We start from the raw sequence: 13754 nt of genomic DNA on the forward strand, positions 1-13754 counted from the left end.
TGCGGCTCCTCAGTGGGTGCGCAGCCGGTGGAGGATCTCGCCCGCGTGCGGCACCACCAGGGTCTCCGGGTCGGCGGCGAAGGCGTCGGGGTCGACCTCGGCCGGGTCGAGGTGGTTGAGGTTCGCGGCGCGTACGACGTCCTCGGGGATGCCGGTGGCGAGCGTGACCGTGAGGCGGCACCGTTCCTCGCCCGTCGCCGCGTCGTACGTGCCCGCGCCGCGCAGGTGGGTGGAGTGGGCCAGTACGCCCCAGTGCAGGTGCCGGAAGCGGTCCCACTGCGCGGTGAAGTAGTCCCGGCAGTGGTAGCCGATGTCGGCGATCTCCGGGTGCATGGCGGAGAGCTGGGTGATGTGCGGTGCGTAGAGGATGACCTCGCCGCCGTCCGCGACGACCGGCTCCAGCTTGTAGAAGCCCTTGGCGGCGGTCCAGATGTCCTCGTACTTCTCGGGCATGACCGAGAGCACGCGCTTCACCGGCGCGTCGAGATAGCGGACGTGGGTCTCGGCGGAGACCTCGGCGGCCGCGGCCCAGGCGGCCTCCGGGCTGCCGTACGCGACGGAGTGCAGCGCGTCCGTCCCCGACTGCGCGACGACGCAGAGGGCGAGGCGGCGGCCGGGGATGAGCGCCGCGGCCTCGTCGATGAGGGCGCGTACGGGCGTGATGCCGCGGGTGCCGATGATGTCGGCGCTGGTGATGAGGGCGCCGAGCCAGTGCGAGAGGTCGATGATCTCCGCGCCCGCCACACCGGGGAAGAAGTACTTGTTGCCGCCGGAGAAGCCGACGACTTCGTGCGGGAAGACCGGGCCGAGCACGAGGGTGACGTCGTGGTCGACGACGGCGCGGTTGAGGCGGACGTCGACGGCCTGGTGCAGCAGCCCGCCGGACAGTTCGCCGACCCGGTCGGCGGAGATGGTGCCGAGCGAGACGAAGGTGTCCGGGTCCCACCACTCGTGGTTCCGTACCGTCATGCCCGGGTAGCGGTCCGCGAGTCCGCCCTCCGGGTAGCCCAGGTGCCGGGCCAGCCGCGGCTCCTCCATCGCGGCGTGGGTGCCGAGCGCGATCAGTACGGTCAGCCGGCTCACCCGCCCGGCGAGCGCGCCGTGCACCGCGGAGAGCAACAACGGCAGCGGACAGCTGCGGGTGCCGTCGGGCACGACGACACAGACGCTGCGGCCGTCCAGATCCGCGCCGGCGAGCTGCCCGGCGATGAACTCCGTCACCTGCGTCTCGCTGAGGACCGTGCCGGGCCCACCGATGCGGGCGGCCGCGGGCGCCGGTCCCCCGGAGTCGCGCTCGGCCGTCGGGTAAGCGTTCTCCCTCATGCCGGAACGATCTCCGAGCAACGCCCCCGGCCGCAAGGGTCTCGCAAGGGTCCGCGGCCGACTCGGCACCACGCGAAAGGCCGCCCCCGCGTCGCGGAGGCGGCCTTCACCACGGGTTTCCCGTCCGTCCTACTCCGGCGGAGTGGGCGTGTCCTCGCAGCGGTACATGGCCTGCATGTCCAGCTCCAGCTTGACCGTGGGGCCGACGATGGCGATGCCGCGGGCGAGCATGTTGCGCCAGTTCAGCGTGTAGTCCTCGCGGTGCAGCTCGGTCGTGGCGCGGGCTGCGCAGCGCAGTTCCTCGCCGTAGCCGCCGTTGACGGCGCCGAGGTAGTCGGTATCCAGGGAGACGGTGCGGCTGACGCCGTGCATCTCCAGGACGCCCTGCACGGTCCACTTCGCGCCGCCCTTGTGGATGAAGCGGGTGGAGGCGAAGTGCAGGTACGGGTAGTTCTCGACGTCCAGGAAGTCCGCCGAGCGCAGGTGGCCGTCCCGGGTGTTGTTGCCGGTGTTGATGCTCGCCGCCTCGATGCGTACTTCGATGCGCGAGTCGGCCATGTCCGGGGCGACCCGGATGCCGCCCTGGAAGCGGGTGAAGCGGCCGTGCACGTTGGCCATGCCGACGTGCTTGGCGATGAACCGGATCGCGGTGTGCGGCGGGTCGAAGAGCCACGTGCCGGGCTGCGGCAGCTCGGGCGGGATGGAGGACTCCAGCCGGATCGACGAGAGCGGCAGGGTCTCGCCCTCCCGGACGTCGATGGTCTGCCGGTTCGGCTGCAGACCGTCGGAGGCGATCAGGACGCTGTACCGGCCGACGGGCAGCGTCACGAAGAACAGACCGTACGGGTCGGTCGTCAGCTTCGCGACCACCTGTCCACCGTGTGCGGAGGTCACGGTGACCTCGGCCCGGGGCAGCGGCTCTCCGAGCGGGTCGAGCACCTCACAGTTGAAGGCACCCGCACCCGCGGGGACGGGGTGCAGGAGGCCGGCTCCGCGCGGGCCACGGCCGGCCCGCTTCCTCCGGAGCAGTGCGATGGGCATGCCATCACCTTTCTTCGCGGTGCATGTCAACAAGACCCCTGGAGCGGGGTCGTGGGAGAGGGGGGTGACGGTGACAGGACCGTCCCTGTTCCCACGATTTCATGCGCCGCGCTGTGCCACCCACCCGGCCCCGCGGCATTGACCTGGGCAAACTCGGGCGCAACGGCACGAAGCGCGAGACGTTCACCCCTCGTACACACTCACGTCGCCGTCAGGCGGTGGCGCTCCGTTCCGGCCGCTCCCGGCCCTCGTCCTGCCCGGCCCCGGTCCCCTCTTCCTGCTCCACGTAGCCGTAGACCTCGGGAAGGATGTAGGTGGCCGCGAGGTACCCGGTCAGCGACAGCAGCGAGACGATCACGGTCGCCACCGGCACGCCCAGCTCGGTGAAGAGGATCGGGAAGAAGAAGATGGTCACGAACGCGGCGAGCTTGACGAAGAGGTAGCCGAAGCCGGAGGCGGTGGCCTTGTACCGGCTCGGCGCGACCATCGAGGCGATGGTCATGCCGTTGGAGGCGTCCCAGTAGTGGCCCCACATCAGGCCCGCGGCGGCCAGCGGCACCAGTACGTGCCACTCCAGGTGCAGGAAGAGCGCGGCCAGCAGCAGCGAGACGAAGGCCAGGCCGAAGCCCCAGCGGGCGACGCCGCGGTGGCCCAGCTTCGGTGTCACCATCGGCGCCACGAAGCCGCTGATGGTGGCGATGATGTAGATCGCGCCGGTGACGAAGTTGGTGGCGCCGATGCCGGAGACCCCGGTGAGCACGAGGATCACCGGCAGGTAGAAGGCGAAGGCGGCGAACTCCGCGCCCTGCATGGCGTTGGAGATCCAGGCGAAGATGCTGGCCTTGCGGCGGATCGGGTCCTGCCAGATGCCGGCGAGGAAGTCACGGGTGCGCGGCCGCGCGATGACGAAGTCCTCGTCCGGCAGCATGTCCAGGTCGTCGTTGAACATCTTCTTCGCGACCACCTTGGCCTGCCGGAACTTGCCGCGCTGCACCAGCCACAGCGCGGTGTCCGGCACGTCCAGCCGCCCGATGAGCAGTGCGAGCGCGGGCAGCGCGCCGATGCCGAGGCCGATCCGCCACAGCAGGCCGTGGTCCATGCCGCTGAGGTACATCACCGTGATGACCGCGATGGCGGCGATCTCGCCGAGCCCGAACATGCCCTGCCAGCGGTTGCCCATCACCTCCCGCTTGCCCTTGGGCATGGTCTCCATGATGTACGCGTAGCCGGTGGAGATGTCGCTGCCCAGCGGGATGCCGAGCAGGAAGCGGATCGCCACCAGTTGCCACATGCTGGTCACGAAGGACTGGCTCAGCGCGAGCACCACGAAGAGCGCCATCGTGATGATGAAGACCTTGCGCCGGCCGATCCGGTCGGCCACCCAGCCGCCGCCCAGCGCCCCGATCAGCGCCCCCAACTGCACGGCGCCGGAGGCGAGTCCGAGCATCGCGGCGCTGGGGTGCAGGTCGTTCTTGACGAACAGCAGCAGGAAGGAGATCGCGTACAGATCCCATGCCTCGATCAGGATCGTAGAGATCATCAGCCAGCCGGTGCGGCGCCCCGCGTCGGTGCCCTGTTTGCTGAGGACGTGCTGTGCTGCGCGGTCGGACAGCTGCCTTATCTCCGCCTGAGTCGTCACGGATTCTCCTGACGTCGGCACGAATGGTCCAGGAAGGAGGGGGATGTTCCGCCGTTCCGCCTGGCGAAACGTCGTTCAGGGGGGTGGAATATCGGGGGAAGCTAGCCCTAGCCTCAAAGACGTGTCAACGAGTTCTGCAAGGACGTCGACGAGTTCCGCGAGAACGGGTTCCGGTAAGCCCGTGGCTTCCGGTAAGCCCAACGACGGCGCGGGGCCCCGCAAGGTGCTGCGGCTCATCGAGGCGCTCTGCCACGCGCCGGGCCCCCTCCGGCTGGCCGAACTGGCGGCGGACGCCGCCGTGTCCAAGCCCACGGCCCACCGGCTGCTGGGCACGCTGGTCGCCGAGGGCTGGGCGGTGGCGTATCCGGGCGGGCGGTACGGCATCGGCCCGACCGCCAGCGGCATCGGCGCGGCGGTGAGCCAGGGCCGCCGGCACACCACCGTCGAGGCGGTCCTCGTCGAGCTGCAGTCGCAGATCGGCCAGACCCTGCACATGGGCCTGCGCAGTGGCGACCGCGTCGTCTACACCCACAAGGTCGAGGGCGTGCAGCCGTTCGCGATGCTGTCCCGCGTCGGCATGCAGCAGCCCCTGCACTCCACCGCCATCGGCAAGTGCATCCTCGCCGGGCTCGACGCACAGGAGTTGGCCGAGCTGGTGGGCCGCACGGGTCTGGAGCGGCGTACGGAGCACACGCACACCACCCTCGACGCGCTCGCCGCCGACCTCGCCACCGTCCGGGAGCGCGGCTACGCCCTGGACGACGAGGAGAACGAACCCAACGTGCGCTGCCTCGCGGCCCCCGTCCACACCCCCGACGGCCGCACGGTCGGCGCGGTCAGCGTCTCCACGGTGACCTTCGTCATCAGCCGCGAGGAGGTGCTGGCACTGGCGGACGCGGTACGGGACACGGCCCGGCGGGTGGAGTCGGTGATGGCGTGAGGACGGGTGAGCCGGTGCTGCATGAGGACGGAATCGGAGGAGTCGGATGACAGGCATGGACTCGGACGCGGGGGCACGGCCCCGTCCGGCGCGGGTCGCGTTGTTCACCTCGTGCATGGGCGACCTGGCCACCGGCGGACCGGCACGGGCCACGGTGGAGGTACTGGAGGCGATGGGTTTCGCGGTCGAGCTGCCGCGCGGTCAGACGTGCTGCGGCCAGCCCGCGCTGAACTCCGGGTATCCGGCGGAGGCCGGCACCCTGCTCGACCGCTGGCTGCGGATCTTCGCCCCGTACGACGCGGTGGTCACCCCCGCCGGCTCCTGCGCCGCCCACCTCCACCACCACCTCGGCCGGCTGCGCGCCCCCACCCCGGAGCAGCGCGCGCTCGTCCAACGCACCTATGAGTTCAGCCAGTTCGTCATGGCGTACGGCGCAGGGTTGCGGCTCCGGCTGCGCGGCTCGGTGACGTACCACGACTCGTGCCACATGGCCCGCACGCTCGGCGAGCGCCGCGCGCCGCGTGAACTGCTCGGCCGGATCGAGGGGTTGGAGGTCAGGGAGATGGCGGGCTGCGACACCTGCTGCGGCTTCGGCGGCACCTTCGCCGTGAAGTTCCCCGAGGTGTCGGTGGCGATGGCCGACACCAAGCTCGGCACGGCGGCGGCGAGCGGCGCCGACTGGCTGGTCTCGGCGGACCCCGGCTGCCTGCTGCATCTGGGCGGCCGGGCGCGGAAGGCGGGGCCACCGGTGCGTACCCGGCACCTCGCGGAGCTCGTGCGCGACGCGTTGGTCCCGGGCGAACTGCCCGCGGGACCTGGCGCCACGGCGGAGGTGCCCGCATGACCGAGCAGCACTCCTCGGCGCTCGCCGGGCGCGAGCGCATCCGTCCCGACCGTCCCGAGTGGGCGGCCGGTGACATCCCGCCGCACCGCCGCCCGCTCCCCCTCATCACCCGCGACGCGCTGACCGTCCCCACCGCACGCCCCACCCACGACCGCCTCGCCGCCCTCAACGAGCAACGGCACATCGGCACTTGGCCCCCCGAGGTGGCCGAACTGCGTGAACGCGGCACGGCCATCCGCCGCGAGACCCTGCCCAACCTGGAGAAGTACCTCCGGCAGCTGACCGGGAGCGTCGAGCGCAACGGCGGCGTGGTGCACCGCGCCGCCACCCCCGCCGACGCGCGCGCCGTCATCGAGCGGATCGCCCGCGAGAACGGCGTACGCCTCGCGGTGAAGTCCAAGTCGATGGCCACCGAGGAGATCCATCTCAACTCCCATCTCACCGCGCGCGGCATCGAGGTGGTCGAGACGGACCTGGGCGAGTACATCGTCCAGCTGGCCGACGAGCGGCCGAGCCACATCGTCGGGCCCGCGCTGCACAAGTCCCGGCAGGACGTGGCGGATCTCTTCGGCCAACTCGCCGGTGACGCGGTGTCAGGAGAGCCGGACGAGCTGGCGGCCTTCGCGCGGACCCGGCTGCGCGCCGACTTCAAGGCCGCCGGCATGGGCGTCAGCGGCGTCAACTTCGCGGCCGCCGACACCGGCACCCTCGCCATCGTCACCAACGAGGGCAACACCGACATGGTGACCTCCCAGCCGCGCATCCACGTCGCCGTGATGACCGTGGAGAAGGTCATCCCGCGCTTCGCCGACCTCGGCGTCCTCGTCCCGCTGCTGTGCGACGCCGCCACCAAGCAGCGCGTCTCCGTCTACCAGACGCTCGTCAACGGACCGCGCCGGGAGGGCGAGACGGACGGCCCGGAGCAACTGCACCTGGTCATCCTCGACAACGGCCGCACCAAGGCCCTCGGCACACCGCAGGAGGAAGTCCTCGCCTGCATCCGCTGCGGCAACTGCCAGATCGCCTGCCCGGTGTACCGGACGGTGGGCGGCGGCCATCCATACAGCGCGGTGTACGGCGGCCCGATCGGCGCCGTCCTCAGTCCGCTGCTCGGCGAGCGGCCGAACCAGGACGCCGACCTGCCGTTCCTCTCCTCGCTCTGCGGTGCCTGCTACGACGCCTGCCCGGTCAAGATCCCGATCCCCGACCTGCTGGTGAACCTCCGCGCCGAGCACGCACGCGAGCGCGGCGGCAGCGCGGCGCGAGCGGGCTGGCGCGCCTGGTCGCTGGCGTGGCGTACGGAGACCGGGTTCCGCGCGACGCTGGCGGCGGCCCGGCTCGCGGGCCGGCTGCTGCCCGAACGGCTGCTGACCCGGCTACCCGGGCCGGGCCGCGGATGGGCCGGCGGCCGCGCACTGCCACCGCTGCGGGAGGCGGGGGCGTTCCGCAGGTGGTTCCACGGCCGCGACCGGAGGCAGGGATGAACGATCAGGTGACCGCGCTCTTCCGGGACCGGCTAGCGGAGGCCGGCGGCCTGGCCGAGCTCACCGCCTCGCACGACGAGGCGCTCGCGCTGCTACGGCAGTGGGCGGGGACCCGCCGCACCCTCGTCGACGAGCATCCCGACCTGAAGGGCCTGGAGGTGGCAGGACCGCGCCCCGCGGACCCGTGGGACGCCGAGGTCGGTGTCACCGGTGTGCTCGGTGCCGCCGCGGAGACCGGCACGCTCGCCATCGGCCCGGCGCCCGGCCGCCCCCGTGGCACCGCGGTACTGCCGGGCGTCCACCTCGCGATCGTGCCGCGGTCCCGCCTGTACACGGGCTACGCCGACCTGATCGCGGCGCTCGGCCGCCTCCACCCGATGCCGTCCGGCATGCAGCTGATCACCGGGCCCAGCCGCTCCGGCGACATCGAGTCGGCGATGATCCAGGGCATGCACGGGCCACGGACGGTACGGGTGGCGGTGTACCCGGACGCGTGAGGGCCGTGCGGGCGGGCGCCCCGGCACCCGCCCGCATGGCGTCCGCTAGGCGGCCTGCGCCCGCTCCGCCCGCTGCCGGAGCAGCTTCTTGTCGGGCTTGCCCGCGTCCGTCAGCGGCAGCGCGTCGACGAAGGTGATGTGGGCCGGCTCGTACATCGCGCCGCGCTTCTCGCGCACCGCGGCGCGCAGCTCCTCCGCCTCGGCGCCACTGCCCGGCACCGCCACGACCGCCGCGTACACCTGCTCCATGTTGTCCGCGTCCCGGACGCCGAAGACCGCGCTCTGCAGCACCTTCGGGTGCGAGTTGAGCAGGTCCTCCAGCTCGGTGGTGTACACATGGCCGCCGACGACCACGATCATGTCCTTGATCCGGTCGACGACGGTGATGTAGTTCTCCTCGTCGACGAAGCCCACGTCACCGGTGTGCAGCCAGCCGTCCCGCAGCACCTCGGCGGTCAGCTCGGGCTGCTTCCAGTACCCGGTCATCGTGCCCTCCGACCGGACGCAGATCTCGCCCAGCTCGCCGGCGGGCAGGTCGTTGCCGTCGGCGTCGCGGATGGCCACCTCGACGCCCGGCAGGATCTTGCCGGCCGAGCGCAGCCGCTCGAGGTTGTCCGGGTCGTGCTCCTCCGGGGGCAGCACGCTGATGCCGCCGGCCTCGTTCTGCCCGTAGAACTGCACGAGCACCTGGCCGAAGCGGCGGACCGCGTCGGCGATGCGGGCGGGCGAGGACTGGCAGCCGCCGTAGGTCAGGGCGCGCAGGCTGGAGAGGTCGCGGCGCTCGGCGTCCGGGTGGTCCATCAGCTGGTAGACCAGCGGCGGCAGCAGGAAGAGGTGCGTGATGCCCTCGCGCTCGATCGTGGCGAGCGCCTCGGCGGGGTCGAAGTCGTCGTGCAGCACGACCGATCCGCCGCTGAGGAACATGACGTCGGCCAGCATCCCGGCGGCGTGCGCGATGGTGGTGCACACCAGCTGCTTCGGCGTGTACTCCTGCTCCGGCGCGGCGTGCATCATCCGGCGCATGCGGTTGTACTGCTCGAAGGTGGTGACGATGCCCTTGGGGTGGCCGGTGGTGCCGCCGGTGTGCCGGATGGTGCAGATGTCGTCCGGCCGCGCGCGGGTCACGAACGGTTCGGCGGGCTGCTCGGCGCCGAGCGCCAGCACGTCCGTGCCTATCTCGCGCTTGGCCTCGCCAAGGGTGAGCACGGTCGGCACGGGCGCGCGCTCGATCAGCTCGGCGGCGCGGTCGGCCAGCCGCGGATCGACGATCAGCGCCCGGGTCTCCACGTCGCGCACGATGTTGGCCTGCACATCCGCCGACAGCTTGTTGTACAGGTGGTTGACCCGGCAGCCGGCCAGGTTGGCGGCGTAGCGGGCCGCGATGGCCTCGGGGAGGTTGCCACTGAGCAGCGTGACGGTGGTGCCGCGCTCGATGCCCTGCGCGGCCATGGCGTGCGCCGTTCGGTGCACCAGGTCATGGAACTGACCGGCAGTCAGCCGCCGGTCGCCGTGCACCAGGAGCTCCCGCTCCGGGTCGGCCGCCAGCGCGTCGAGGATGTCCTCGACGTAAGGACGGAACGCGGTCTCCGGCGCGGCGGCGTCGGTGGGGGGCGTGCCGGTCGAACTGCCCTCGTTTTCATGGGGGGTTGCGGTGGTGGTCTGGGATGCGGCTGCCTCGGCAGGCATGAATGTCCTCCTGAACACCGGCGCGCTCGTCCCCGCGCTCCGGTGGTGGTACTCCATCGGTCGGTGGGTGCCCGGGGCCGGTCGGCGCAGGGCGCCGCACCCGGCACAAGCGTTCCCCCGCCCCGGGAATTTGGTTGCCCCAGACAACCAATTCCCATGCTAGCGCCCACCCCCACCCCGCCGCACATCGCAATCCCTCCAAACCAGGCACTTGACTCCCTCTTTCCCTTCCCTTTCCTTACTCGTTCCCCTACTTGCCCCTCCTTTCGCGCAGGGCGACGCCACTCCCCTGGGCCACCTCCCTGACCACCCCCCTGGCCACTTCCCTTGCTGGATACGGCGGTACGGATCGGGAAGGATGGCCCGCACCATGGGCCGTTCGGCCCTCACCGTGGGCCGCCGCGCGGCCCGTTCTCCGCCGGAAAGGACATTCACCATGCCCCGTCAGGCCCCTGATCAGCTCGTCGTCACGCGCGCCACGCCGGAGGACTGGAAGCTCGTGGGCGAGTGGGCGGCGGCCGAGGGCTGGAACCCGGGCCTGGCCGACGCCGCCTGCTTCTTCACCCAGGACCCCGACGGGTTCTTCCTCGGCCGGATCGACGGCGAACCGGTCTCCGCCATCTCGGTCGTCAACTACAGCCCGGACTACGCCTTCCTGGGCTTCTACCTCGTCCGCCCGGACCAGCGCGGCCGCGGCCACGGCCTCACCACCTGGAAGACCGCGCTCGCGCACGCCGGCGAGCGCACGGTGGGCCTGGACGGCGTACCGGCCCAGCAGGACAACTACCGCCGCTCCGGCTTCGAACTCGCCTACCGCACCAACCGGTACGGCGGCTCCGGACCGACCGGCAGCCCGGCCCCCGCGCACGTCGTCCCGGCCGAGGCCGCCGGGCTGGACGCGGTCATCACGTACGACAGCGCCCGGTACCCCGCCGACCGCCCGCACTTCCTGCGCCACTGGCTCACCGCCGACGGCCACCGGGCCCTCGCCCGTGTCATCGACGGAAAGGTCACCGGTTACGGCGTGATCCGCCCCGGCCGCGACGCGCACCGCGTCGGGCCGCTCTTCGCCGACACCGCCGACGACGCGCGGGCCCTGCTCGACGGACTCACGGCCGAGCTGGACGGCGCCCCCTTCGCCGTCGACGTCCCCGAGGCCAACCCGGAGGCCACCGCACTGGCCACCACCCTCGGCCTCACCCCGTCCTTCGCCACGGCCCGCATGTACACCGGACCCGTCCGGCCTGTGGCCACGGCGACCATTTACGGGGTGACGAGCCTGGAACTGGGCTAGGACGCGAGTTGGGCCAGGACGCGTCCTCCTGAGTGGTCCTCCTGAGTGGTCCTCCTGAGTGAATTCGAGAATTGACCATACGTTCGAATTTTTCTCCGGACGGACACAAGATCACTGGATACCGTGGCAAGCCGGACAAGACCTCCCCAGAGGCACCTCATACGCCTCATAGACCTCACAACGGAAAACGGAGGAAGGCTGGCCATGGCGGTAAAACCTGAGGGCACACCCATCTGGATCGACGCTTCGTTCCCCGACCTGGAGGCAGCGAAGACCTTCTACGGCGAAGTGCTGGGCTGGACCTTCGGCGAGAGCTCGGCGGAGTTCGGCAACTACACCCAGGCGTTCTCCGACGGAAAGGCGGTCGCCGGCCTCTCCCCCAAGATGCCCGGCCAGGACTGGCCGACCGCCTGGTGCCTGTACTTCGCCTCGGCCGACCTCCAGGCCACCACGAACAAGATCCGTGACCTCGGCGGCCGGATCGTCATCGACCCCATGGCCGTCGGCGACTTCGGGCACATGACGGTCGCCACCGACCCCGCCGGCGTCACCTTCGCCCTCTGGCAGCCCGGCACCCACCAGGGCTTCGAGAAGCAGGGCGAGCCCGGCTCGTACTGCTGGGCCGAGATCACCACCCGCGAGGCGGAGCAGGCGGACGCGTTCTTCCCCGCGCTCTTCTCGTACGGCGTGAAGAAGATGCAGGACGAGGCCATCGACTTCAAGCTCTACGAGCTGGGCGGCGACACCACACTCGGCCGGATGAAGATGACCGAGGACTTCCCGGCCGGGCTGCCGTCGCACATCAACCCGTACTTCGCCGTCGACGACTGCGACGAGGCGATCGCAAAGATCACCAAGCTCGGCGGCCAGGTGCACTTCGGCCCGCACGACAGCCCCTTCGGCCGCTTCGCCGCCGTCTCCGACCAGCAGGGGGCGGGCTTCTCGGTGATCGACATGGGGACGACGAAGGGCGACATGCCGAAGATCTCGTAGGTCTCGCGGATCTTGTCGAGCTCGCGGGTCCCACGGCTTTGGTGTTCTTCTGCACCGGTCCCGAGTGCCCTCACCGGCACCCGGGGCCGGTGCGCGCGGGGGCCCGGTGCGCCACCCCGCAGCTCACCCGCAGGAACTCCAGCAAGTCATCCCGGAGTTGAGCAAGTCTCCCCTCGGCATCGCCGACCCCGCTCCCACCGTGCCCCCGCAGGTCATACGCGTACCTCCGCCACCCCCAACCTCCCGCTTGCCTCTCCCCCTCCTCGGCTTTCCCGTCCGCTCGCCCCCGCGTTTTTTCTATGGAGTGAGAGGGTGCGGACATGACAAAGCCATTCACGGTTCGGGTCGCCGTTCGCGTCTACGAGACCGACACGCAAGGGCATTTGAACGCCAACGTGTACCTGCAGTACGCGGAGCACGCACGGTGGGAGCTGTTGCGGGCGGCGGGTATCCACCAGAGCGACCTGCTGGCGAAGGGGGTCAGCCCGGTCAGTCTGGAGAGCACCATCAAGTACCACCGCGAAGTGGTCGCCGGCGACGACGTGGACGTCAGTTGTGCCTTCGTCTTCGGGGAGGGCAAGTCCTTCCGTGTGGAGCAGGCGATGACCCGCCCCGACGGCACTCTCGTGGCGGAGGTGTTCAACGTCGGCGGGCTGCTCGACCTCAGCGAACGCAGACTCGTGCCCAATCCCCGCGAGTACTTCCGCGGGGTCGCGGCCGAGCCGGGCGTGGCCGGGCTCTGACGCCGCCGGAGTACTCGGTGTCAGGCGCTCACCCGCTCGAAGATCGCTGCCAGGCCCTGGCCGCCGCCGATGCACATGGTTTCCAGGGCGTAGCGGGCGTCTCGGCGGTGCAGTTCGCGGGCCATGGTGGCGAGGATGCGGGTGCCGGTCGCGCCGACCGGGTGGCCCAGGGAGATGCCGGAACCGTGGACGTTCAGGCGCGCGAAGTCGCCCTCGCCGAAGTCCCATTCGCGGGTGCAGGCGAGCACCTGGGCCGCGAACGCCTCGTTGAGTTCGATCAGGTCCAGGTCGGAGATTTTCAGGCCCGCCTTCTCCAGCGCGACGGCGGTGGCGGGTACCGGGCCGATGCCCATGACCTTCGGTGCCACCCCGGCGACACCCCATGAGACCAGGCGTACCAGGGGACGCAGCCCGAGTGCGGCGGCGCGGTCCGGGTGGGTGACGATGCACATCGCCGCGGCGTCGTTCTGGCCGCTGGCGTTGCCCGCGGTGACGGTGGCCTCGGGGTCCTGCTTGCCCAGTACCGGGCGCAGGGCGCCGAGGGTCTCCATCGAGGCGTCGGCGCGGGGGTGCTCGTCGGTGTCGACGACGGTCTCGCCCTTCTTCGTCCGCACCGTGACCGGGGTGATCTCCTCGGCGAAGACGCCGGAGGTCTGCGCGGCGACGGCCCGCCGGTGCGAGGTCACCGCCAGCCGGTCCTGTTCCTCGCGGTCGATGCCGTACTCGCGGCGGAGGTTCTCCGCGGTTTCCAGCATTCCGCCGGGTACGGGGTAGTTGCGGCCGCCCGCGGTGGCGCGGCCCCGGGCCAGGCCGTCGTGCAGTGTCACGCCCTGGCCCTTGACGCCCCACCGCATGTCGGTGGCGTAGAAGGCGACGTTGCTCATGCTCTCCGCGCCACCGGCGACGATCAGCTCGCTGACGCCGGACTGGACCTGCATCGCCGCCTGCAGTACCGACTGCAGGCCGGAGCCGCAACGCCGGTCGACCTGCATACCGGGCACGGTGACCGGCAGGCCCGCGTCCAGGGCGACGACCCGGCCGAGGGCGGGCGCCTCACTGGTCGGGTAGCAGTTGCCGAGGATGACGTCGTCGATCGCGGCCGGGTCGATGCCCGTACGCGTCAGGAGCCCGCGCAGCGCCACCGCCCCCAGCTCGGCCACGCTCAGGCTCTTCAGGGAACCGCCGAAGCGGCCGATGGGGGTGCGGACGGGCTCGCAGATCACTGCTTCACGCATGGTTGATGCCTTCCTGGCGGGGATCGGACACGGAC

12 protein-coding genes are annotated in these 13754 nt (G+C 71.1%); 7 read left to right on the forward strand and 5 right to left on the reverse strand.

The genetic code is table 11. The features are described from left to right. Nucleotides 1-9: 9 nt before the first annotated feature. The 3 genes from ACIGXO_RS03960 to ACIGXO_RS03970 all read right to left on the reverse strand — a co-directional run bounded on the left by ACIGXO_RS03960 (nt 10) and on the right by ACIGXO_RS03970 (nt 4003). Nucleotides 10-1323 (reverse strand): lactate racemase domain-containing protein, encoded by a 1314-nt coding sequence (locus tag ACIGXO_RS03960; protein ID WP_399779701.1) that lies wholly within the window; start codon nt 1321-1323, stop codon nt 10-12. Between the two features lie 129 nt (nt 1324-1452). Then, entirely contained in the window at nt 1453-2364 is a 912-nt protein-coding gene (locus ACIGXO_RS03965) for a YceI family protein (RefSeq protein ID WP_399779703.1), read from the reverse strand. Nucleotides 2365-2575: 211 nt separating this feature from the next. After that, complete coding sequence (locus ACIGXO_RS03970; protein WP_399779705.1) at nt 2576-4003, reverse strand: MFS transporter; 1428 nt, start codon at nt 4001-4003, stop codon at nt 2576-2578. Nucleotides 4004-4184: 181 nt separating this feature from the next. On the opposite strand from ACIGXO_RS03970, the gene ACIGXO_RS03975 reads away from it, so the two are divergent. From ACIGXO_RS03975 to ACIGXO_RS03990, 4 genes are read left to right on the forward strand one after another with little or no spacing between them, the layout of a single operon-like run. Beyond that, nucleotides 4185-4943 (forward strand): IclR family transcriptional regulator, encoded by a 759-nt coding sequence (locus tag ACIGXO_RS03975; RefSeq protein ID WP_399779706.1) that lies wholly within the window; start codon nt 4185-4187, stop codon nt 4941-4943. Between the two features lie 46 nt (nt 4944-4989). After that, nucleotides 4990-5787 (forward strand): (Fe-S)-binding protein, encoded by a 798-nt coding sequence (locus ACIGXO_RS03980; protein ID WP_399779708.1) that lies wholly within the window; start codon nt 4990-4992, stop codon nt 5785-5787. Beyond that, nucleotides 5784-7271, forward strand: coding sequence for a lactate utilization protein B (locus tag ACIGXO_RS03985; RefSeq protein WP_399779710.1), 1488 nt, complete (start codon nt 5784-5786; stop codon nt 7269-7271). Before ACIGXO_RS03980 ends, ACIGXO_RS03985 begins: the two co-directional genes overlap by 4 nt. Next, the gene (locus ACIGXO_RS03990) at nt 7268-7768 is read left to right on the forward strand and encodes a lactate utilization protein C (RefSeq protein WP_399779712.1); all 501 of its coding nucleotides are present in this window, start codon (nt 7268-7270) and stop codon (nt 7766-7768) included. The genes ACIGXO_RS03985 and ACIGXO_RS03990 overlap by 4 nt, the downstream gene beginning before the upstream one ends. A 45-nt stretch (nt 7769-7813) precedes the next feature. Here ACIGXO_RS03990 and ACIGXO_RS03995 read toward each other — a convergent pair whose 3' ends face one another. Further along, nucleotides 7814-9454, reverse strand: a complete 1641-nt coding sequence (locus ACIGXO_RS03995) for an AMP-binding protein (protein ID WP_399779714.1) — start codon at nt 9452-9454, stop codon at nt 7814-7816. A gap of 436 nt (nt 9455-9890) precedes the next feature. Between ACIGXO_RS03995 and ACIGXO_RS04000 the strand changes: the two genes are divergently transcribed. From ACIGXO_RS04000 to ACIGXO_RS04010, 3 genes are all read left to right on the forward strand, one after another. Continuing rightward, nucleotides 9891-10748, forward strand: coding sequence for a GNAT family N-acetyltransferase (locus tag ACIGXO_RS04000; RefSeq protein ID WP_399779716.1), 858 nt, complete (start codon nt 9891-9893; stop codon nt 10746-10748). A 204-nt stretch (nt 10749-10952) separates the two neighbouring features. Beyond that, nucleotides 10953-11741, forward strand: a complete 789-nt coding sequence (locus tag ACIGXO_RS04005) for a VOC family protein (RefSeq protein WP_399779718.1) — start codon at nt 10953-10955, stop codon at nt 11739-11741. Between the two features lie 320 nt (nt 11742-12061). Then, a complete protein-coding gene (locus ACIGXO_RS04010; protein ID WP_399779720.1) occupies nt 12062-12484 on the forward strand; it encodes an acyl-CoA thioesterase in 423 nt (140 codons plus the stop codon). 20 nt (nt 12485-12504) lie between these two features. On the opposite strand, the gene ACIGXO_RS04015 is transcribed toward ACIGXO_RS04010, so the two are convergent. Beyond that, the gene (locus ACIGXO_RS04015) at nt 12505-13719 is read right to left on the reverse strand and encodes an acetyl-CoA C-acetyltransferase (protein ID WP_399779722.1); all 1215 of its coding nucleotides are present in this window, start codon (nt 13717-13719) and stop codon (nt 12505-12507) included. Between the last annotated feature and the right edge of the window lie 35 nt (nt 13720-13754).

The organism is Streptomyces sp. NPDC053542, assembly GCF_044544685.1.
Taxonomy (GTDB): domain Bacteria; phylum Actinomycetota; class Actinomycetes; order Streptomycetales; family Streptomycetaceae; genus Streptomyces.